Annotated in this window: 22 protein-coding genes and 1 riboswitch; of the genes, 16 read left to right on the top strand and 6 right to left on the bottom strand. The window is 56.5% G+C overall.

The window, feature by feature from the left end:
* Positions 1 to 56 precede the first annotated feature (56 nt).
* The 9 genes from ABUA09_RS13525 (at position 57) to kamE (ending at position 9495) form a co-directional block, all read left to right on the top strand.
* Positions 57 to 209, top strand: coding sequence for a hypothetical protein (locus ABUA09_RS13525; protein WP_156113705.1), 153 nt, complete (start codon positions 57 to 59; stop codon positions 207 to 209).
* A 146-nt stretch (positions 210 to 355) separates the two neighbouring features.
* Entirely contained in the window at positions 356 to 1357 is a 1002-nt protein-coding gene (kamB, locus tag ABUA09_RS13520) for a lysine 5,6-aminomutase reactivase subunit KamB (RefSeq protein ID WP_058117282.1), read from the top strand.
* Between the two features lie 41 nt (positions 1358 to 1398).
* Positions 1399 to 2829 carry a lysine 5,6-aminomutase reactivase ATPase KamC gene (kamC, locus tag ABUA09_RS13515; RefSeq protein WP_195607851.1) on the top strand — a complete coding sequence of 477 codons (1431 nt, stop codon included), beginning with the start codon at positions 1399 to 1401 and terminating at the stop codon, positions 2827 to 2829.
* Between the two features lie 61 nt (positions 2830 to 2890).
* Positions 2891 to 3067: riboswitch (Lysine riboswitch) on the top strand.
* Positions 3068 to 3232: 165 nt separating this feature from the next.
* Positions 3233 to 3619, top strand: coding sequence for a 3-aminobutyryl-CoA ammonia lyase (gene kal / locus ABUA09_RS13510; RefSeq protein ID WP_033116293.1), 387 nt, complete (start codon positions 3233 to 3235; stop codon positions 3617 to 3619).
* A gap of 15 nt (positions 3620 to 3634) precedes the next feature.
* The gene (kce, locus tag ABUA09_RS13505) at positions 3635 to 4453 is read left to right on the top strand and encodes a 3-keto-5-aminohexanoate cleavage enzyme (RefSeq protein WP_033116260.1); all 819 of its coding nucleotides are present in this window, start codon (positions 3635 to 3637) and stop codon (positions 4451 to 4453) included.
* A 212-nt stretch (positions 4454 to 4665) separates the two neighbouring features.
* A complete protein-coding gene (gene kdd, locus ABUA09_RS13500) occupies positions 4666 to 5706 on the top strand; it encodes an L-erythro-3,5-diaminohexanoate dehydrogenase (protein ID WP_033116259.1) in 1041 nt (346 codons plus the stop codon).
* A gap of 72 nt (positions 5707 to 5778) precedes the next feature.
* On the top strand, positions 5779 to 7050 hold the full coding sequence (kamA, locus tag ABUA09_RS13495) for a lysine 2,3-aminomutase (protein WP_033116258.1): 1272 nt from the start codon (positions 5779 to 5781) through the stop codon (positions 7048 to 7050).
* Positions 7051 to 7144: 94 nt separating this feature from the next.
* Positions 7145 to 8707, top strand: coding sequence for a lysine 5,6-aminomutase subunit alpha (kamD, locus tag ABUA09_RS13490; protein ID WP_033116257.1), 1563 nt, complete (start codon positions 7145 to 7147; stop codon positions 8705 to 8707).
* The gene (gene kamE / locus ABUA09_RS13485; RefSeq protein WP_033116256.1) at positions 8704 to 9495 is read left to right on the top strand and encodes a lysine 5,6-aminomutase subunit beta; all 792 of its coding nucleotides are present in this window, start codon (positions 8704 to 8706) and stop codon (positions 9493 to 9495) included. Before kamD ends, kamE begins: the two co-directional genes overlap by 4 nt.
* A gap of 126 nt (positions 9496 to 9621) precedes the next feature.
* On the opposite strand, the gene ABUA09_RS13480 is transcribed toward kamE, so the two are convergent.
* Positions 9622 to 10269, bottom strand: a complete 648-nt coding sequence (locus ABUA09_RS13480; protein ID WP_033116255.1) for a cyclase family protein — start codon at positions 10267 to 10269, stop codon at positions 9622 to 9624.
* 206 nt (positions 10270 to 10475) lie between these two features.
* Between ABUA09_RS13480 and ABUA09_RS13475 the strand changes: the two genes are divergently transcribed.
* Positions 10476 to 11999, top strand: a complete 1524-nt coding sequence (locus tag ABUA09_RS13475) for a 4Fe-4S dicluster domain-containing protein (protein WP_033116254.1) — start codon at positions 10476 to 10478, stop codon at positions 11997 to 11999.
* Positions 12000 to 12357: 358 nt separating this feature from the next.
* Here ABUA09_RS13475 and ABUA09_RS13470 read toward each other — a convergent pair whose 3' ends face one another.
* The gene (locus tag ABUA09_RS13470) at positions 12358 to 12957 is read right to left on the bottom strand and encodes a TetR/AcrR family transcriptional regulator (protein WP_058117286.1); all 600 of its coding nucleotides are present in this window, start codon (positions 12955 to 12957) and stop codon (positions 12358 to 12360) included.
* A gap of 147 nt (positions 12958 to 13104) precedes the next feature.
* On the opposite strand from ABUA09_RS13470, the gene ABUA09_RS13465 reads away from it, so the two are divergent.
* The 6 genes from ABUA09_RS13465 to ABUA09_RS13435 all read left to right on the top strand — a co-directional run bounded on the left by ABUA09_RS13465 (position 13105) and on the right by ABUA09_RS13435 (position 18342).
* The gene (locus ABUA09_RS13465; RefSeq protein WP_279203856.1) at positions 13105 to 13632 is read left to right on the top strand and encodes a nitroreductase family protein; all 528 of its coding nucleotides are present in this window, start codon (positions 13105 to 13107) and stop codon (positions 13630 to 13632) included.
* A 219-nt stretch (positions 13633 to 13851) separates the two neighbouring features.
* A complete protein-coding gene (locus tag ABUA09_RS13460) occupies positions 13852 to 14601 on the top strand; it encodes a transposase (protein ID WP_058117287.1) in 750 nt (249 codons plus the stop codon).
* 113 nt (positions 14602 to 14714) lie between these two features.
* Entirely contained in the window at positions 14715 to 14972 is a 258-nt protein-coding gene (locus ABUA09_RS13455) for a hypothetical protein (RefSeq protein ID WP_081959750.1), read from the top strand.
* 106 nt (positions 14973 to 15078) lie between these two features.
* Positions 15079 to 15501, top strand: a complete 423-nt coding sequence (locus ABUA09_RS13450) for a DUF3788 domain-containing protein (protein WP_033116251.1) — start codon at positions 15079 to 15081, stop codon at positions 15499 to 15501.
* 691 nt (positions 15502 to 16192) lie between these two features.
* Positions 16193 to 16861, top strand: coding sequence for a hypothetical protein (locus ABUA09_RS13440; RefSeq protein WP_349949415.1), 669 nt, complete (start codon positions 16193 to 16195; stop codon positions 16859 to 16861).
* 173 nt (positions 16862 to 17034) lie between these two features.
* Positions 17035 to 18342, top strand: a complete 1308-nt coding sequence (locus ABUA09_RS13435; protein ID WP_052082342.1) for a stalk domain-containing protein — start codon at positions 17035 to 17037, stop codon at positions 18340 to 18342.
* A gap of 158 nt (positions 18343 to 18500) precedes the next feature.
* Here the strand turns inward: ABUA09_RS13435 and ABUA09_RS13430 are convergent, their stop codons facing one another.
* The 4 genes from ABUA09_RS13430 to ABUA09_RS13415 form a co-directional block, all read right to left on the bottom strand.
* A complete protein-coding gene (locus ABUA09_RS13430) occupies positions 18501 to 19379 on the bottom strand; it encodes a helix-turn-helix transcriptional regulator (RefSeq protein WP_279203391.1) in 879 nt (292 codons plus the stop codon).
* A gap of 123 nt (positions 19380 to 19502) precedes the next feature.
* Positions 19503 to 20027: a GNAT family N-acetyltransferase gene (locus ABUA09_RS13425; RefSeq protein ID WP_033116248.1), complete on the bottom strand. Its 525-nt coding sequence runs from the start codon at positions 20025 to 20027 to the stop codon at positions 19503 to 19505.
* A gap of 262 nt (positions 20028 to 20289) precedes the next feature.
* Positions 20290 to 20499 (bottom strand): hypothetical protein, encoded by a 210-nt coding sequence (locus ABUA09_RS13420; RefSeq protein WP_058118717.1) that lies wholly within the window; start codon positions 20497 to 20499, stop codon positions 20290 to 20292.
* Positions 20500 to 20537: 38 nt separating this feature from the next.
* Entirely contained in the window at positions 20538 to 21722 is a 1185-nt protein-coding gene (locus tag ABUA09_RS13415; RefSeq protein ID WP_279203383.1) for a nucleoside recognition domain-containing protein, read from the bottom strand.
* Between the last annotated feature and the right edge of the window lie 49 nt (positions 21723 to 21771).

The following is a 21771-nucleotide window of genomic DNA, read 5'->3' as shown; positions in this document are numbered from 1 at the left end:
GTGCGCCTGCGCGGGATATCGGCGGTGGGGTGGGGGAGAGGGGGCCTTCAGGAGATATGACGGCCGAACCCACCGCCCGTCCGGACGATGATATACTTGGTTGGGGGAAAAGTCAAGCCCCACAGGGAGATCGGCGGTCGAAAAGCGTATGCGGCGGGGCGGAGGGACAGGACGGCATCTTTTCTGATATGAGCATGCTCATGCTGTGAAAAAAGTACATTGGAGGCCGGACCTGAAGAGGGAGCCGGCCTCCGATGTATTTGAAAAGGCTCTGCAGGCAGGCATTGACATTTCCGACGAAGGCCCCCTATAATGGAGATACTGGAACCAATTGAAGCGACAAGGAGGGACTGCCATGACGCCGCTGCTCGCCCCCCTGGTGGGGGATGCGCCTACCATTACGATCATCGGCCTGTGCAAGAATGCCGGCAAGACCACGGCCATGTGCCGGCTCATCGAGGAGCTGTCCGGGGAGGTGCTGGCCATGACCTCGGTGGGCCGGGACGGGGAGCGCACCGATGTGGTGACCGGCACGGAGAAGCCGGAAATCTGGGTGCCCGAGGGCACGTTGTTCGCCACCGCGCGGGGAATGCTCCCCCTGTGTGACACGACCCTCCAAGTGGAGGGAGTCACCGATGTGATGACGCCGCTGGGGGCGGTGGGGATTTTCCGGGCGCTCAGCGATGGATTTATCCAGTTGGCCGGTCCTTCCGCTGTCAACCAACTGGCGCCGCTGTCCCATACCTTCCGCGCCATGGGGGCCAGGCGGGTCCTCATCGATGGGGCTGCGGGGCGAAAATCCCTGGCGGGTGCGGAGCCCGGCGCCTGTGCTATTTTGTGCGTGGGGGCATCCATGGATGGCGGTGTCTCCGCCATCGCCGCCGAGACCGCCCATACCTGCCGGCTTTTTGCCACACCGGAGGCGGAGCACACGGGGCTGTGGTCGGCCTTGAGTCGGGAGACCGCCCGCTACGCCCTGTATACCTTGGAGGGGGAACGCCTCCCGCTGGCGCTGGAGGAAAACGGACAGCCCAGGTGGCACGAACTGCCGCGGGAGAAGTGTGTGCTCTGGATCGGTGGCGGTGTCACCGGGCCCACCCTGCGCACTCTGGCGCGGCGCGGAGCACCCATTGTGCTGGCGGCACCGGATGCCACCCATTTCCTCTGCGACCGCACCTCCACCGAGACCTTTCATCGCTGCGGCGGGGAGCTGCTGGTGCGTCAAAAGCTGACCATCGCAGCCGTCACCGCCAACCCCTGGTCGGCCTATGGCAAGCATCTGGACGGCGCGGAGCTTCTGCGCGCGCTGCGCAGCGTGGTCACGGTACCCGTGGTGAACGTGAAGGGAGAAAACTGACCTTTCCGGACCGAAATAGAATGCTTTTGAGGTGAATATACATGAAACTGAATTCGCAGCTTAAGGAGGACACCGGCTATAGCTGGGTCATGACCCGGGTGGAGCCCGCCTCGCCTTTCGGCCACGCCTTGGTGCGCAATCCCAAATGGTACGGTCCCGGAGAACAGGACAAGCTGGAGGCGGAGTTTTCCCGCGTGGATACCCTACTGAATCTGATGGGGGAGGGTTCCGTCCTGCTGGAGAGCATCATCCACATCCTGTCCGAGTTCCATGATATCCGCAATTCCCTCAAGCGGCCCACCAGCGCGCCCATGGACGAGGTGGAGCTGTTTGAGGTCAAGCATTTCCTGATCTATCTGGAGCGCCTGGCGGAGGAGTGCGGCAAGCTGCCCCGGCTGGAGGGGCTGGAGATCCGGCCCATGGACGCCGCACTGAATCTGCTGGACCCCAGCGGACGCAGGCTGCCCGCCTTCTCCGTGGAAAATGCCTTTGAGCCCGCTCTGGAGCGGGTCCGGGAGGAGAAGGCCCTGGTGGAGAACGCCCTTCGGCAGACGGAAAAAAAGGGCCGGGATGATCTGATGGCCCGCCGCCGGGAGCTGGTGCTCAAGGAGGACCGCCTGGAGTTGGAGGCGAGAAAGCGGCTGACCATGGCGCTGCTTCGGGACAGGGACACCTTCCTCTCCACCATGGAGGACATCGGGCGGCTGGATCTGGTGCTGGCCAAGGCGAAGCTGGCCAGGCGGTTCTGCTGCTGCCGCCCGGCCATCACTGCGGAGGCAAGGGTGGTGGCGGTGGATATGATCCATCCCGAGGTGGCCGACCACTTGAAGGAGCGGGGCGGCGAATTCACATCGGTCTCCCTCACACTGGAGCAGGGGGCCACCGTCATCACCGGCGCCAATATGGGCGGCAAAAGCGTCTCCATGAAGAGCCTCACCCTCAACCTCCTGCTGGCGCAGACCGGCTTTTTCGCCTTCGCAAAGGCCTTTTCGGCGCCGCTGTTCGACAGCGTCTCCCTCATCTGCACGGACCGCCAGTCCGTGGAGCAGGGCCTGAGCTCCTTCGGAGCCGAGGTGGCGGCGCTGGGCGACGTGCTGCGGCAGGAAAAGGGCAAATTTTTCTACGTGGCGCTGGACGAGTTTGCCCGGGGCACCAATCCGCGGGAGGGCGCGGCCCTGGCCAGAGCGTTGGTGGAATATCTGGGCCGGCTCAACTGCGTGGCGCTTCTGACGACCCACTATGACGGAGTCTCCGACGCGGCCAGGCGGCACTACCGGGTGGCCGGACTGGGGGCGCTGGATACCGCCGCCATCCGGAAGGACGAGGCGCCGCTGGACCGCCTCTCCAGACTGATGGATTACCACCTCATCGAGTCCGAGCCGGGGGAACCATGTCCCCGCGACGCGCTTAGAGTCTGTAGGCTTCTGGACCTGGAACCGGACCTTATGGAAATTTTCTCAAAAAATAGTTGACAAACCTAAACGGCGTGCTATAATAGATTTTGTTAAAAGTACATAACAACAATTTAATAATATGGTGAATAGAGGCGCGGTGCGCCAGGTAGCATCGTAATGCAAAGGGTTGGCAGGCCCGATGAACGATGGGAATGGGACCACCGCCGAAGGGGTAGGGACGCTGTTGGGTACTACTCCTGCGTCGTACGCTCAGTGCGTACGGAGTGTCATGACTACATGGTGCGCTATTTACATGCGGGTGATTTCCCGGATGTAAATAGTGCGCCTTTTTATTCTGCGTCATGAAGCGCTGTTCGTTTTCCGCCTTTGGGCGGAAAGCGGGCGGCGCTTGTTGTTTTTTGGGGTCCAATAAGATTTACATAAAAATTTTTAAATTTGGGAGGGCTTACCAATGGAAGAAATGAAATCTCTGCTCCGGCTCCGCATGAGCGCAAAGGACGCCCATTACGGCGGAAATCTGGTGGATGGGGCTCACATGGTCCATCTCTTCGGCGATGTGGCCACCGAGCTGCTCATCAAATGCGACGGCGATGAGGGCCTTTTCTGCGCCTACGACAACGTGGAATTCCTGGCGCCTGTCTATGCCGGCGACTATATCGAGGCTGAGGGCACCATCACCAAGATCGGCAATACCTCCCGGAAGATGACCTTCGAGGCCCGCAAGGTCATCATCTCCCGCCCCGACATCAACGACTCCGCCGCCGATGTGCTGGCCGAGCCTGTCGTGGTCTGCCGCGCCTCCGGCACCTGTGTGGTGCCCAAGGACAAGCAGCGCATTGCCCGATAAGAAAGGAGCGATCTCGTGGAGAAACTGATCATCACCGCCGCCATCTGCGGCGCCGAGGTCACCAAGGAAAACAATCCCGCCGTCCCTTACACCGTCGATGAGATGGTGCGGGAGGCCAAGAGTGCGTTTGACGCGGGCGCGGCGGTCATTCACGTGCACGTCCGTGAGGACGACGGCACGCCCACCCAGGACCGGGAGCGGTTCCGGGTGGTCATGGATGCCATCAAGGCAGCCTGCCCCGGCGTGATCCTCATCCCGTCCACCGGCGGCGCAGTCGGCATGACGGCGGAGGAGCGGCTCCAGCCCACCGAGCTCTTCCCCGAGATGGCCACGCTGGACTGCGGCACCTGCAACTTCGGGGACGACGTGTTCATGAACGATATGCCCACCATGCGGGCCTTCGGCAAGCGCATGCTGGAAAACCACATCAAGCCCGAGTACGAGTGCTTTGAGATGGGTCACCTGGACACGATCCTGAAGATGGCGAAAAAGGGACTGGTCCCCGGCGACCCCATGCAGTTCAACTTTGTCCTGGGCGTCAGCGGCTGTACCCCCGCTACCGCCGGCAATCTCCAGTGGCTGGTGAACGCCATTCCTGCCGGGTCCACCTGGACCGCCACCGGTATCGGTCGCTTTGCCTACGAGCTGGCGGCAGCGGCCATTCCCATGGGCGGCAACGTCCGCGTGGGTTTTGAAGACACGGTATATCTCTCCAAGGGTGTCCTCGCCAAATCCAATGGCGAGCTGGTAGCGCGGGTGGTTGAGCTGGCCAACCTGCTGGGGCGCCCCGTCGCCAATCCCGCCGAGGCCCGTAAGATTCTCAGCCTGGGCTGAGTTTCTGATACAATTCCCATTTCCCATTTTTCCCAATCCCGGACCGGGCGGGCGCGATATGGGGACCCGCGTTTTCACCCCGTCCACCAAATTCCCAAATTCCAAACCCAAACCAATCCCACAATTCCAATTCCCAAAACCCAAACCAAAAATTCCAATCCCACAATTCCCAAACCAGATTGGTCCCCAAACAGATAAATGGAGGTCAAAACATGCAGAAAAAAGGCAATAAGTATGGTGTCCACCGCGTGATTGAGCCCAAGGGCCTTATGACCCAGGCCGCCAAGAAGATCGACAATACCATGGAGTGCTACTCCAACGAGATCCTCTGTGACGTCTCCGCCCTGAACATCGACTCCGCCTCCTTTACCCAGATTTATGAGGCCTGCGGCAAGGACCTGGGCAAGACCGAGCAGATGATCCTGGATATCGTCAACGAGCGCGGCAAGATGCAGAACCCCGTCACCGGCTCCGGCGGCATGTTCATCGGTACGGTCAAGGAGATCGGCGAGGATCTGCAGGGTAAGATCGACCTGAAGGTGGGCGATAAGATTGCCTCTCTGGTCTCCCTGTCCCTGACCCCCCTGAAGATCGGGAAAATCAAAGCAATTCACCCTGAGATCGACCGCGTTGAGGTCGAGGCCCAGGCCATCCTGTTTGAAAGCGGCTTGTATGCCAAGCTGCCCGACGATATGAGCGAAGAGCTGGCGCTGGCCGCTCTGGACGTGGCCGGTGCGCCCGCGCAGACCGCCAAACTGGTCCAGGCCGGCGACAGCGTGCTGATCCTCGGCGGCGCAGGCAAGGGCGGCATGATGTGCTGCTACGAAGCCATGAAGCGCGTCGGCCCCACCGGCAAAGTGGTGGCGCTGGTCATCTGTCAGGCCGATGCCGACCTCCTGAAGAGCATGCACCTCTGCCATGAGGCCATTGTCGCCTCCGCCACCGACCCCATGGATGTGCTGGAGAAATCCCTGGCCGCCAACAACGGCAAGGAGTACGACGTCTCCATCCTCATCGTCAACGTGCCCGCCTGCGAGATGAGCGCCATCCTGCCCGTGCGCGACAACGGCATCGTCTACTTCTTCTCCATGGCGACCGACTTTGCCAAGGCCGCCCTGGGCGCCGAGGGTGTAGGCAAGGACGTCACCATGATCGTGGGCAACGGCTATACCAAGGGCCATGCCGAGATCACGCTGGCCGAGCTGCGTGAGAACCCCGAACTGAAGGCCTACTTCGAGAAGAAGTATCTGTAAGACGGGATCCAATCTCTTGATTTTGGAATTGCAGGCCATAGCGGCCTGAGTCATGAAAGGGGTTTACTTACCATGAAGTTTACCAACGAGTCTCGCCGTAAACAGCTGTTCCCCAACGTGTCCGACGCCGACTGGAACGATTGGCACTGGCAGGTCGCCAACCGGGCCGAGACCCTGGAGGACCTGAAAAAGTACATCGAGCTGACCCCCGAGGAGGAGGAGGGCGTCAAGGCCTGCCTGGGCACCCTGCGTATGGCCATCACCCCCTATTACCTCTCTCTGATCGACCCCAACGATCCCCATGACCCCGTGCGTAAGCAGGCCATCCCCACCGCCAAGGAGTTGCATCAGTCCTGCGCCGACCTGCTGGACCCTCTGCACGAGGATTCCGACTCCCCTGTGCCCGGGCTCACCCACCGCTATCCTGACCGCGTGCTGCTGCTGACCACCGACCAGTGCTCCATGTACTGCCGTCACTGCACCCGCCGCCGCTTTGCTGGTCAGCACGACACCAGCGTGCCTGTAGAGCAGATCGACAAGTGTATCGAGTATATCCGCAATACGCCCACCGTCCGCGACGTTCTCCTCTCCGGCGGCGACGTGCTGATGCTCTCCGACGATATGCTGGAGTACATCATCTCCCGTCTGCGTGAGATCGACCATGTGGAGATTGTCCGTCTGGGGTCCCGTACTCCTGTGGTGTGCCCCCAGCGCATCACGCCCGAGTTGTGTGCCATGCTCAAGAAGTATCATCCCATTTGGCTGAACACCCACTTCAACCATCCCCAGGAGATCACCGCCGAGGCGCAGAAGGCCTGCGCCATGTTGGCCGATGCCGGCGTGCCTCTGGGCAACCAGTCCGTACTGCTGGCCGGGGTGAACGACTGTGTCTTTACCATGAAGAAACTGGTCAACCAGTTGGTCGAGATGCGCGTGCGTCCCTACTACATCTATCAGTGCGACCTGTCCATGGGTCTGGAGCACTTCCGTACTCCCGTCTCTAAGGGCATCGAGATCATTGAGGCCCTCCGCGGCCACACCTCCGGTTACTGTGTGCCCACCTTCGTGGTGGACGCCCCGGGCGGCGGCGGCAAGACTCCCGTCATGCCGCAGTATGTCATCTCCCAGACTCCGCATAAGGTCATCCTCCGCAACTACGAGGGCGTCATCACCACTTACACTGAGCCCGAGCACTATGAGGAGACCTGCCAGTGCGAGTACTGCAAGGCTGAGCGCGAGGGCAAGCGCAAGGTGGAGCTGATGGGCGTCGCCGGCCTCGAGCGCGGCCAAGCCCTCTCCATGGAGCCCGCCAACCTGGAGCGCCACAAGAGAGAAGAACACTAAGCATCGGGAAAAGGGCGGATCGCCGCGCTGCGGCGCGGCGATCCGTTTTCCCCGCCTTCCGCGTAAAAAATATATGGAATGGAAGTGATATGTGTTGGAATCCAAGCTCAATTTGAACTTTGACCTTGTGGAGCAGGCCCGTAACCATGCTTCCAAGGTGGCCGATGACACGCAGCGCTTTATTGACCGCCATACCACCGTGGCCGTGGAGCGTACCGTGTGCCGGCTGCTGGGCATCGACGGCGTCAACTCCTTTGAGGTGCCGCTGCCCAACGTGGTGGTGGAGCATCTCACCGCCAAGGGCGCGCTGGGACAGGGCGTGACGTTCTGGATCGGAAATGCGATGGTGGAGACCGGCAAGTCCACCCAGGAGATTGCCGAGGCCGTGGCCGACGGGTCCCTGGACCTCACCACGCTGCCCACCCACTCCGACGCTGAGATCGACAAAGCCATCGAGCCCGTGGTGCAGGAGAGCCTGAAGAAGATCGCCGCCCGCCGCAACCGCCGTGAGGAGCTGCTGGCCAAGTACGGGGATAAAGAGGGCCCCTGGATCTACCTGATCGTGGCCACCGGCAATATCTATGAGGATATCGTGCAGGCCACCGCCGCCGCCCGTCAGGGCGCCGATGTCATCGCCGTCATCCGGACCACCGGCCAGTCCCTGCTGGACTACGTGCCCTACGGCGCCACCACCGAGGGCTTCGGCGGCACTTACGCCACCCAGGAAAACTTCCGCCTGATGCGGGATGCCTTGGACAAGGTAGGCGAGGAGTTGGGTCACTACATCCGCCTGTGCAACTACTGCTCCGGCCTCTGTATGCCCGAGATCGCCGCCATGGGTGCCTTCGAGGGTTTGGATGTGATGCTGAACGACGCCCTGTACGGCATTCTGTTCCGCGACATCAATATGCAGCGGACCTTGGTGGACCAGTCCTTCTCCCGTGCGATCAACGCCTATGCCGGCGTGGTCATCAACACCGGCGAGGACAACTACCTCACGACGGCCGACGCCGTGGAGGAGGCGCATACCGTGCTGGCCTCCCAGTTCCTCAACGAGGCATTTGCCCTCCGTGCCGGCCTACCCGAGGAGCAGATGGGCCTGGGCCACGCCTTTGAGATCGATCCCGATGTGGAGAACGGCTTCCTCTATGAGTTGGCGCAGGCCGAGATGGCCCGGGAGATCTTCCCCAAGGCTCCCCTGAAGTACATGCCCCCCACGAAGTTTATGACGGGCAACATCTTCCGCGGCCATGTGCAGGATGCCCTCTTCAATATCGTCACCATCCTCACCGACCAGAAGATCCATCTGCTGGGCATGATGACCGAGGCCATCCATACGCCCTTCCTCTCCGACCGTTTCCTGGCCATTCAGAACGCCCAGTATATCTTCCGCACCATGAAGGACCTGGGAAGCGAGATCGTCTTCAAAGAGGGCGGTATTATGCAGACCCGTGCCAACGAGGTCCTCACCAAGGCCACCAATCTGCTGGGGGACATCGAGCAGCTCGGCATTTTTGAGACGCTGGAGAAGGGCATTTTTGCCGACATCAAGCGGCCCCGCGACGGCGGCAAGGGCCTGGATGGCGTGTTCCAGAAGGCGCCCGGGTACCGCAATCCCTTCATGGAGCCCATGATGAAAGGAGGCGCTTCCAAATGAGTTCCGGACTGTATCAAATCAGAGACAAAGACCTGGACACCACCCTGGATCTCACCAAGCTGCGCCCCTATGGCGACACCATGAACGACGGCAAGGTGCAGATGTCCTTCACCCTGCCTGTTAAGGACGACGCTAAGGGACAGGCCGCTGCCGTGCAGATGGCCCAGAAGATGGGGATCGCCGACCCCAACGTGGCCCTGCACCAGAAGCTGGATGAGACCTTTACCTTCTATGTGGTCTACGGCGCAGTGACCCACAGCGTCAACTACAACGAGATCGAGGTCCTCACCGTGGCCGATGAAGCCATGGAGATGGAGGAGACCAACGAATATATCCGGGAGCACATCGGCCGTAAGATCGTGGTGGTGGGCGCCTCCACCGGCACCGATGCCCATACCGTGGGCATCGACGCCATCATGAACCGGAAGGGCTTTGCCGGCCATTACGGCCTGGAGCGGTACGAGATGATCGAGGCTTATAACCTCGGCTCTCAGGTCCCCAACGAGGAGTTCCTCCAGAAGTGTCAGGAGCTTCACGCTGATGTGGCCCTGATCTCTCAGACCGTCACCCAGAAGGATGTCCACATCAAGAACATGACGGAGTTCATCGAGTTGGCCGAGGCCGAGGGCGTCCGTGACAAGATGATCCTGTGCTGTGGCGGCGCACGCATTACCCACGCGCTGGCCAAGGAGCTGGGCTTTGACGCCGGCTTCGGCGCGGGCACCTACGCCGGTGACGTCATCACCTTCGCTGTGAAGGAAATGGCCCGCCGGATGGGCAAGGAGTAAGTGCCGTTACCCTCCCTTATTATAATGTAAGGAAAAAGACGCATGCCCTCCGCGACGATCATCAGGCAGAAAAAGACGCGCCGCCAGCATATGCTGGCGGCGCGTCTTTTTCGTATTTGGGAAGGCTCAATCCTCGATGAGTCCGATGGCTCGAATGGGAGAGCCATCAGCTCCTACATGCTTGAGAGGCAGGGCGCAGAGAGTGAAGAGGCTGTGTCCCACAAGGTGCAGATTCGTGAGATTTTCGATGATGACAAAGGCATTGTTCGCCAGCACCTTCTTATGAAGGGGAAGGGCCGCCGCCGCAATGGGGTCCAGGCCGATGGTGTCGAGGCCAACCCCCTTTTTGCGGCTCTGGACGAGGTATTCCGCGACGTCGTCGCCGATGCAGGGATAGTCCCCAAAATAGCGCGGGTCTCCCCAGTATCGGTCCCAGCCGGTGCGGAAGAGGAGAAATTCAGCCATATCGGCATCGGCCCTGCGGCGTTCAACGCGATCCATGGCGATCCGGCCGCCCTCCCGCAGATCGGTGCAGTCGATGACCAGAGCAGTGCCGACAAACTGCGTGATGGGGAGACGGTCCAGCGTTGCGCCGCCAGGGAACAGGTGGGCCGGCGGGTCCACGTGGGTGCCGGTGTGGGTGTACATGGTCATGCGTGTCTCCTGAAAACCATCTCTTTCATAGGTGTTCGCCGACTCGAATCTGGGGCCCTCCGTACCGGGGTAGACCGGCATACCCTGTGAAAGAAAATGGGTGAGGTCGACGACCTGCATGGGCTCACCTCCTGGTTTGAAATTGGACAATTGCGGCATCCTAAGGATAAGCGCGCCGTGATGCAGTAAAATTGTAGCATATGGGCCGGAAATTAACAAGAAAACCAAGGCCGATACCAAAAATTTTAGCAAGTTGATGCTTTACAGGCGTGCGCATTTGCGGTATGCTGGTAGTGCCAATTTATAAGGTAAGGGGAAGAAAGAAGATGCGAGGTGTAGAGACCAGAATCCAGGAGATCCGGCACAGGATCTTTCGTGAGGTCGCCCGAATGGCCTATCATACTGAGTGGCCGGTGGATAAGAGGATCGAGGCCCTCCCTTACAAGATCATTCCGGGCGAGGTGGGCAACTTTCGAAACGATGTGTTCCTGGAGCGGGCCATCGTGGGGGAGCGGCTTCGGTTGGCGATGGGCCTTCCCTGCCGGAGCGCGGCGGAACATGCCCCTCTGTCGGACAACATCGAGGCGGCGGATCAGCCTGAGACCTACTATACGCCCCCGCTCATCAATGTGATCAAATTTGCCTGCAACGGCTGTACGGAAAAGCGCCTGTTGGTGACGGAGGGCTGCCAAGGCTGCCTGGCGCACCCCTGTGAAGAGGTCTGCCCCAAGGACGCCATCAAGCTGGACCGCTACAACGGCCGCTCCCATATCGATCAGGAGAAATGCATCAAGTGCGGTCGCTGCGCCGAGGTGTGCGCCTATAACGCCATTATTACCCAGCAGCGCCCCTGCGCCGTGGCCTGCGGCGTGGACGCGATCCATTCCGATGCCAACGGCAAGGCGGAGATCGACTATGACAAATGCGTCTCCTGCGGCATGTGTCTGGTGAACTGCCCCTTTGGCGCTATTGCGGATAAGTCCCAGATATTCCAGGTCATCCGGGCCATGCAGTCCGGTGAACGGGTCTACGCAGCGGTGGCCCCCGCCTTTGTGGGCCAGTTCGGTCCCAAAGTGACGCCGGGCAAGCTCCGGGCCGCCATGAAGCAGTTGGGCTTTGCCGACGTCTTTGAGGTGGCCATCGGCGCCGACCTGTGCGCCACCCAGGAGGCCGAGGATTTCATCAAAGAGGTCCCTGACGAGCTGCCCTTTATGGGGACCTCTTGCTGTCCGGCCTGGTCCGCCATGGCAAAAAAACTCTTTCCTGACCATGCTAATTGCATCTCCATGGCCCTGACACCCATGACCCTCACCGCGCGCCTGATCAAGCATGAGCATCCAAAGGCCAAGGTGGTATTCATCGGGCCCTGCGCGGCCAAAAAGCTGGAGGCCATGCGCAAGAGTGTGCGCAGCGAGGTGGACTTTGTGCTCACCTTTGAGGAGATGGCGGGGATTTTTGACGCCAAGCATCTGGATCTTACCACCATTGAGGAGGACCCCAACGGCGTTAACGACGCCTCCGCCGACGGACGGAACTTTGCGGTCTCAGGCGGCGTGGCTCAGGCGGTGGTGGATGTCATCAAGGCGCGGCATCCTGACCGGGAAATCCAGGTGACCAGCGCCGAAGGCCTGCGGGAGTGCCGCAAAATGCTCAGTGCCGCCATTGCGGGGAAATATCCCGGCTACCTGCTGGAGGGCATGGCATGTCCCGGCGGCTGTGTGGCGGGCGCCGGAACCATGCAGCCGATCAAGAAGTCCCAGACGGCGGTCAATCTCTACGCGAAACAGGCCAATCACAAGACCTCCAACGAGACGGAGCACATCAAGGAGTTGGACAAACTGGTGGACTGAGCCGCGGCGCGGACAATGTTACAGCCGACAAATGAGTCAAAAAAGAAGGGGCATCGTGGAACCTCCGTTCCACGATGCCCCTTTTTTCATACTAAAAAAGGCAAAAAACGAGAATATCCTCATAAACACTATATCTATCAGCGAAACAAATAAAAGAAAAAGAAACAATTTACAACAAATGAAAGAACCTTATTTAACGACTTATACAAAGAAATACGGAATTACGGAAAACTGACACTTGAAATAGAGTGTCTTTTCTATGCAATGAAACATCATACTACTTCATTTCAGAGGTGAATATGAGAACGAAACAAAATTTTATATTTTAGTAGTATTTAATTTCGTATTAGACTTACAATCAAGTCGATAGCATTTGAAAAATACTCTGTTTGACCTGTTTCTTGATGATTTCAAAATCTAACCCATTATGTGAAAAAGATGTTTTTTCCTGCCGTAGCGAGTCAATCAAAATACAAGAAATATATACTTTTTCAAATAGGTCAGCACAAATAATCCCTCTGGTTTTTAATATATCGGCTATATTCGAGAAATAGGTATTCTCAAGGGCAGAAAAGTGATGATTGATTTCTTTATCGTCTACTATCACTAAACGCAACTGGACAAGTGCATGGTTAGATTTAGCGTATAGATTAATATAGCCCTCTATCCACTTTTCAATGAATGTGGACAATTCAAGAACCTCTGGTAAACTGATAAGCTGTTGTAATAATTCAGACGAAATTGCATCAAGATGCTGCTGAAATGCCTCTATAAAGATTTGCCGTTTATCCTCAAAGTAGCTATATAATGCCCCGGTTGATACACCGGCGTATTTGGCAATTTCAGCAGTATTTGTTTTATAGTAGCCCTTTTCGCAGAAAAGATCAAAACCCGCTTTTACTATTTTCTGACGCTTTTCTATTGACCGTTTTTGTGTAGGCACTCTTGTCTTTGTCATCGTAACCCTCCTCCGTTTTTTTATTATAGCGGGGAAGCATTAAAAGGTCAACAAAAACAAGAAATTTTATTCGTATTTGTTGACATGGCTGCCAGACTGTGATAGAATAAGAATGAGATAAATCATTCTTATTTTGAGGAAAAGAAAATGGAGTTTTTAGATTTGGCCAAGAGCCGGTGTACTACAAGAGGCTTTAACGATACTCCCATATCGGAAGAAGATTTACAAAAAGTATTATCGGCAAGTCGCGTAGCCCCAAGTGCTTGTAATCGCCAACCGCAAAGAATTATCGTTGTCCGCGAACCGGAAAACCTCTTAAAAGTTCAGAACGCATACAAAACCTTTGGATCGCCTTGTGTCCTAATCGTTTGCAGGGACAGGCGAAATGAACTGATACGTCCTTTTGACAACAAATGTTCCGGCGATTTGGACATCGGTATTGTCTGCGATCACATGATGTTAGAGGCAAGAGAGTTGGGGCTTGGGAGTGTAATGGTCGGCCTGTTTGATCCTGCCATTATCAGAAAGAAGTTTGATTTACCAGAATATATAGAGCCGACTGCATTACTAATACTGGGCTATCCTGCAAACGGCTTTTTAAGTCCAGACCGTCATCAGACTGAACGGAAACCATTATGTGACACGGTTATGTTTGAGCGTTACAGTGAAAAATAAAGTAATGCTCGGCTTTTGTGCGCACAATAAAATTCACCGCCCAACGGGAAATAAAAAAACCGTTGTTTCGGCGGCTGGTATCTGTGCGCCCGAACAGTACAACGCTGTGCGGGCGTTGTCGTTTCCTGTCACTTCTGGCCATCGTGGGGCTGTTGACAAAGTAGCTGCAAAAACGCCTAAAATATGTTATATATAATTAGAACAAAGGGGGGCGGGGATATGCAACTGAAATATCACTTAGTGACGATTGAAGATCTGGTGCCACAAAATCATTTTTTGCGGAAACTGGAAACGGCGCTGGATTTGTCTTTTGTATACAAGGAAACAGCGCATCTGTACAGTCAGGGATATGGCCGTCCGCCCATTGACCCGGTAATAATGGTAAAGTATCTTTTGCTGGGTTTTCTATATGGAATCCCATCAGAACGGCAGATAGAGCAGCGGTGCGCGGACAGCAATGCATTTCGTTGGTATCTGGGTATCGACCTGGACGAACGGGTGCCGGATCACAGTACGATCAGCCAGCTGCGGCGGCGGAAACCCGCGTTTCGGAAGGTGTTCCGGCGGTTGTTTGAGGAAGTGGTACGGCAGTGTGTGGAAAAGGACCTGGTAAGTGGGCGGCTGGCAGTGACGGACTCCACCCATGTGAAGGCCAACGCCTCCCGCGGTTCAGAGGAGACGGTAGACGTGCGGGAGGAGGCCGGGAACTACTGGAAACGGCTGGACGCCTATGAGGAGGAGGGCCTGGAAGAACTGAAACGGCGGACGGGGAAACGGCGGGCAAAACGGACGAGGCAGATCAAAAAAGACACCCGGCGGACGAAGAAACGGGTCAGTCGGACAGACCCGGAGGCCGGACACATGAAACGGCCCGGGAAACCCCGGGGTCAATACTACCTTTCCCCCGCTGACCCCGGAGCAGGTGATGGAGGACAGGGAAAACCGGGCCGTCCTCTATGCGGCCATTGACCAACTCCCGCCTGTCCAGGCCCGGCGCGTCTACGCCCACTACATACTCGGCATCAGCAGGGCCGACCTTGCGCGGGCCGAGGGCGTGGGGATTAGCCGGATCAGCAACTCCATTGACCGGGGCCAGCGCGGTTTTAATCTCCTACGCCAACACCAAGATCGAGGAATTGGACGCACAGCGGCAAACGCTGTCAAAGGAAATCGCGGACCTGTCTGCGGAAAGTATGTCGCCGGAACAGATCGAGCGGTTATCGGTGTATCTCAACCGCTGGGAAGAGATTGATTTCGATGACAGGCGGCTGGTGGCCGACAGCCTTATTTCTCAAATCCGCGCCACGGGTGAATGTGTCGCCATTGAGTGGAAAATCTGACTTTCAACTATTCATCACACTTGACTATGAGCTGTGTGCCCTTGTCAAGAGATGTTAACGAGGAGTAAATGCAGGTAACAAGTAATCATTTTGAAGGAGGGCTCTTATGATAGATTTAAAAGATATAAATCATCAACCGACAATGATGGAAATCGAAGAATATATAGGCAATGATGTCTTTAACCAGATTTTCAATTTTATACAATCGGAATATAAAGCACTTTACAAAATAGAGTATAGCAAAGATGTTTGGCTTAAGGGTTGGAATATAAAACTAAGAAAGGCAGGTAAAAGTCTTTGCGCAATATATCCAAAACAGGGGTATATTACCGTATTGGTTGTAATAGGTGCTAAAGAGCAAGATGAATTTGATAAATTATTTCCTACTCTTTCTAAAGAAATCCAAGAAATTTATAATACAACTAAAGAAGGAAACTCACAAAGGTGGTTGATGATAGATATCAAAAATAGTGATTGTGTTTATGATGATGTATTAAAACTGATTAAAATTCGCAGAGAAAGTAAGTAGTTTCATAGTAATATTTTTTGCGAATGCTTATATGTAATAAATCGAAAGTTGCAAAGGGAGTGAAAATAGAAAAACGCCATTGTTAAATCCATTGGATTGTTTAGAAAATCACACACAATATATTTGTGGTACTTGCGGGCGGTACATTTGTATTGAACATGACCCCCATCGTGGATTACAACGATGGAATTTCCTTTTTAAGTCGTTAGAAATTGCAAAGTTGTATTTGCGTACTGCTGATTATAGTATGAAAATGAGCGGCTCTGCTTGAGAAAAAGGGTCCAAGGACAGAAGGGAGTCGTAAAAATGAAAGAGAACTTTATGGAGCGGCGGGTGAGGGCGTAGATATCCACGCTGGAGGGCAAGGGGGAGCCCTTGCTCTGCGACTGGAGCGCAGCCTTTATTGGAGCGGCAGTCCGTGGAGCGTCTTCAGCATGATCCTTCACGGCTGAACGGGGCGGGAGCCGCTTCCGATAAACCGCCGCGCCTGAGAAGTTGGACGCGGCGGCTCGCTTTTCTACGCGAAGCGTGATATACTGGGCCTTGCCTGGGGGATGGATGTGGCTGCACATACCGTCCCCGGGGGAGGAGGAGGAAAAATGGGAGTCAGAGAGGACGGACGGCCGACGCTTGCATCCTGGCCCCGGAGCATGTGACCTATATCCCCAAACTGCACCAGCATGTGTCCGGTATGGAATACCTGACGGCATGGCTGGGGGAAGAGGTACTGCTCCTGTGCGATGACGGGGACGGAGACTTGGAGCGCACACTGATCCGGCGCGGAGAGGTGACGGAATTGACATATGGAGTGCGGCTCCTGGCGTGCAGTGCGGCGGTGGCGCTACGACAGGACCACGTCCAGAAACAGGTCGACTTCCGATATAACAAGACGAAGGAGGATGTGCTCCTTCCGGTGCTGAATCTGCTGCTGGGGAATCCGCCGGACTTCCGGCCCAGACAGGCGCATCCCCCCACGGAGGCGCTGGAGCGGCTCCGAGAGGACAGCTTTGCCATGTACCACATGGCAAAGCTGTGCTACCGGTTTGGGGAAGAGATCCGGGACAGTCTGTGGCTCCGGGGCCGGAGCTATGGGGCTGCCCTGCGAAGAAGGCAGAAGCCGGAGTATTTTCTGGCAAAGATGGATCGCGGCGTGGTGGGACTCCGGATGGATTTTTACGGTGTGGAGGCGGTCTATTTGGCGTGGGACCGTCTGGCGGGGACTGAGATGCGGCGGGCGGGCCCAAGAGGGCGGGCCACGCTGGTGCTGGAGGCCGAATACGGGGCGGATTTTGCCGTGCCTCTTCTGCCGGAACAGCAGGAGCGGGCGGAGGCGTTTGCCGTCCGCCTGAGCGAAAGATAAACGAAGCGGGGAGGCGCTCCAGCGCCTCCCCGCTTCGTTTAGGATTCTGAAAAAATTTCTGTGTAGATGCGATAAAGCGGGCCTCCACCGCGTTATTGGGGTGAAAGGGAAAGCAAACGACACCCCGAGGGGCGCCTGTGGCGCCGATCAACACAGGAAAGGAAGGAAACCCGATGAAAAAGAATCTGAGAGTTCCCGTACTCGCCGCTGCGCTGGCAGGAGCCATGGTCCTGGGCGCGGGCGCCACCACTGTTGCAGAGCGCGTCAGCGCCGACCTGCGCCCCGATATTACGGTGACGGTGGACGGCAAAGATCAGACCCTGCTGGACAAGAATGGCGATGTTGTCTACCCGATCACCTATGAGGGCACCACCTATCTCCCCATCCGGGCGCTGGGCAACGTAATGGACCTGGATGTGGAGTGGAATGGAAAAACGCAGACCATCAGCCTCTATACCCGGACCGATACCAAGCCGGAGGATCTCACGCTGGAGAAGCTTACTGTGCGGGCAGAGGAGGCGGAGCAGGCGGTCAACGACCTGAAGGCGGCCTCCACCTATGCCGGCCGCCGCGACCAGTATGATCTCCACAGCGATACCATCGAAGACATTCGGGAGGACCTCTACGAGTTTGCCCAGCTCGTCAACCGGCAGTACCGGGACGGCGAGATGGAAACGGCGGATTTCAACGTCCTCACCACCAAGATCGACAAGCTGGACAACCGTCTGAAGGATGCTCTGGAGGACCTCCGCGTCAAGACCATCGACAATGAATCCGGCAAGCTGACCGTGTACGAAGAGCATGAACAGATCGTGGATGAGCTGGAAAGCCGGATGAAGGAGATAGAAGCCGACATCAAGGCCATTCGGCCCGCCGGCACGTATGCCAAGCGCCTGGAGCAGTACAATGCGGTTGCCGGGGACCTCCATCTTGTGAGCAGGGATGTGAGTACGGAGTACCGAAATCTTGGCACGGATCGGAAGGAGGACCGGCTGAGCAGCAAAGAGTATACCGCGCTCAACGACAAGCTCGACGCGCTGGATAACCGTGTAAAGAGCGCCTGGGGCAACCTTGCCGACAAGACCGTGGGATATGACGAGTCCGACGCCCAGTCCGGAGTCTCCGGTGGGGCGACCTACGACGGCTATGTCTCCGAAATCAGCGGCTTGGACGACCGGGCGGATGAGCTGGTACAGGAGGTCCGGAACTTCAAAACTGCCGACGGCGCGCAGGCATGGAAAACGCTTGAGAAGAAAATAGAGACGCTGGAAGATGAGCTGGAGCGGCTGGAGGATAAGATCGAGCGATCCTACCGCGACGGTAAGCTGACGACCACGGAATTCCGCGCCCTGGATCGTCTTTTGGATCAGACGGATGATAAGATTGATGATCTGGACGACCGATACGACGATTGGTACGACGACCACGATGATGACCGGGACGATGATTGGGAGGACGACCACGACGATTGGGACGACTGAACGGCAGAAAAAATGGAAGGAGCCCGGCCTGAAAAGGCCGGGCTCCCGGCTTGTTGGAAAGCAGACAATGCGCCAGGCTGGGTCATGCACTTCGAGTACCCTCGCGGAAATAAATAGAAATAGACCCGGAACGTATCAGCCCGGCAAATTGGGACTCATCAAAGAGAACGAATTGCCTTCAATTCAATATATCCACGCTCACCGCGAGGTTCCAGCTGAATGCGTGGATTGGAATCATCCCAAACATAACCGATTGTAGACGGGTCATATTTTTTCATAGAATTCTGTACAGTCTCAATTGCATTGCAATAATCCTCTTCCTTGAACGGCTCCCCCTGAAACATCAGATATTTTGCAGCAGGCAACTTAATGATATCAAATCCTTCAGGGATAACACTATCATAGTTAATCGCTGTCTCAACACCCTGCACATATTCGGAGGTGCCTTTTTCCCGGTACTTTTCTGGCAGCCACAGGCAAACAGGCTCACCGCAAAGGGACTTCATACTTGTCAGGATCCCCCACACATCACAGCCGACCTCCTGGCAATAGCTCCAGTATTCATTGGCTTTTTCTCCGCGTTTAATGATGACTTTACGCTCAGGTTTTTCAATCACCTGAATAAAAACATTAGCAATGTTTGTCAAAACTTCATTCTCCTTCCATAAACTTCTGAATTTAACGCCATAAGGAGTGAAAAGTGAAAGCGGAATCGGTGATTTTGCGTATTCGTGTGGATTACATCTGAATTCGTTATAAAATGCCCGTTGATATCCGTCTACACTGTCATAGCCGATGTTATAGGCCACATCAACCACCTTGCGTTTATCATCTCGCAGACGCAATGCGGAACGCGACAGCCGAAGCCGCCTGATGTAATCCGCCGGTGAAAGTCCTGTCAGCTCCTTGAATATTCGAGCGCAATAAAAAGGAGAAAACAATGCCGCATTGGACAGATCGCATAATGTGATTTTTTCCGTCAAATGAGCGTCGATATAGTCTTGCATTCGCTGTACAGCCAAAATTTTTTCCGTCACTTGTATCACCTCCTGACGGTAAATATTATCGCAGAAGGAAAATGGAAATTCTCGACTTTTCTTGCTGCCTTACAACTTCACATTTATCGGCGCAGCAGACAGAGCACTGCACCCTGACTGCATTTATAAGACAAGTTCGTATAATAGATAATCCGTCCAGCCGGTGTCTTCGTAAAACATTTGCGTGGTCCTGCGATGCTCGAACCCCATGCTTTCGTACAACTTCAGCGCAGGCACATTGCCGTTTAGCACATCCAACCGGATTGCGCGTTGATGGCGCTCCCCCGCGATTCGGATGACTTCTTTTACCATATGCTTTGCAACCCCTTTCCCCTGAAAAGCCGGGAGGACCCCAAGGGCATGAACGATCAATACCTGATGCTTATCCGCATCAACCTTCCATGCTGTACCGGAATATCCCTCGTTGGTTTCGTGGTTAAGGACCATAGCTGCGGCATAATTTCCGTCGCACTTCAGCATATAAAGCGCCCTGTTCCTGAGGGATTCCCGCAAAAATATATCAGAGGGATATACGCCCTTCTCCCAGCCGGGGAGATATGAGCCGCCCTGCATCTGTTCGATGAGTTTCCAGTAAAATGCCTTCACTTCTGTGAAGTCTTTCTCTCTCATGATTAACACACGGTTCATTTCTTCCCCTCCAAACCAGAAGCGCCTTATCTTCTCGGCGCGACCAAGGCCTGTTTGCGCGCTGCGAACATGCCCCGGCGCCGGGTCCCTTTTCTCTCTGCCTTGCATCTTAATCGTCCTGGCAGAGCGATTGCAAGGCGGAAGCAATTGCCGGGGCATTCTCCCGGATTACGGGAGCGGTAAAAAGAAGCTGGGAGGCGAAAGCGGCTTTCCATCAAAGAGAAAAGGAGCCCGGCCTAAAAAGGACAGGGCTCCCCTTCTGTTACAATACAAAATCCTCGTCCTTCAGCCGGGAAAAGTCCGGGGCGGCGGGGCGGGGGGGGACCCGCTTGAGCGGGTCATATTTGAAAGCACGGCAGTGGAAGCCCGCCGGAACCACCCCCCTTTTGATGCACATGACGCTCTCTTCGTCCAGAGGAGCGCAGCGCTGGCAGTAAGCACAGCGGGGGTCCATCTTTTTCTCAAACAGCATGGCGGCCACTCCCATCTTCAAGCTCTCTATCTATGCCATTATACTACAGCATGTTTCCTTTTTCTACTGGTTTTTCTCACCGCCGCCGCAGCGGCCCCGAAGAAGAGGAGCCACATGACCCAGGCGGCCGTTGTGGAGATGGTAAGGGCGGTGGAAAAGTCGATGCCGGCGATCCCCTCCACCTGTTCAGCCAAATAGGCGGCCACTGGTTCCTTCAGGGGGAAGAGTCGTACCAGCAGGGCGGTGAAGAGGGCGGCGAGTCCGCCGTGGAGGAATTTTCCGGCGATATAAGTTCTGACGGAAAGCCCGCTGCCGCCGAGGAAGGAGAGAACCTGGCAGTGGACGGAGAGCCCGGCCCAGCCCAGCATGAAGGCCGCCATGGACATGCGCCCCGCCATGCCACCCGCGCCGGAGAGGGTCCAGACGCCGGAGGAGAGTTCGATGGCCCCGGTGAGGAGCCGCTCGGCCCATTCCTGGGTAAAACCCAGTGGGGAGAGCAGGACGCCCAGCAGCCGGGCGAGCGCCGGGAGGGCCCCGGAGAGAAAGAGCAGACGGATGACCACGGTAAAAAAGACCACAAAGGCACAGATATTCAAGGTGGAGAGGAAGGAGTTCTTCACCGCTCCGGTAAAGGCGGTGGTAAACCGCTCCGCCTCGAACTTGGGGGACACCCTGGCCTCGCGGCCTTTTTTGCCCCGCCTGTAAAATCGGAAAAACAGCCCCACACAGATGGATGCGGCGGCGTGCGCCAGGGAGAGGAGGACGCCCACCCGGCTGCTGGCGAATACGCCCGCCCCCACTACGCCCAGAATAAAGGCCGGGCCGGAGTTGTTGCAGAAGGAAAGGAGGCGCTCAGCCTCGGTCTTGGTGCACATCCCCTTCTGGTAGAGGCTCAGGGCCGTCCGGGCCCCTACGGGGTAGCCGCCCACAAAGCCCAGGACAAAGGCGGAGGCGCAGGCCCCCGGGACGTTGAAGAGCGGACGCATGAGTCCCTCCAGCGCGCGGCCGATGTAACCGGCCAGACCAAGATCCACCACTAAGGCGGAGAGAACGAAAAAGGGAAAGAGGGAGGGGATAATCACATTATAACAAAGCTTGAGCCCCTCACGGGCGGCGGACATAGAGTCCTGGGGGTAGAGCATGAGGGACAGCGTGGCGCACAGCAGGGCCAGCCCCAGAAAAAGATCCCGGACGCCCTGCCGGGAGAGCAGCTTGGACAGCAAAAGGACCACCTCCGTCTGGAAAATCTATGCGGAGGAGGGAATGTCCTAT

The sequence above is a fragment of the Intestinimonas sp. RTP31139st1_F5_RTP31139_211217 genome, assembly GCF_040226735.1.
GTDB lineage: Bacteria > Bacillota > Clostridia > Oscillospirales > Oscillospiraceae > Intestinimonas > Intestinimonas butyriciproducens.
This window is presented reverse-complemented; position numbering and strand designations above follow the sequence as displayed.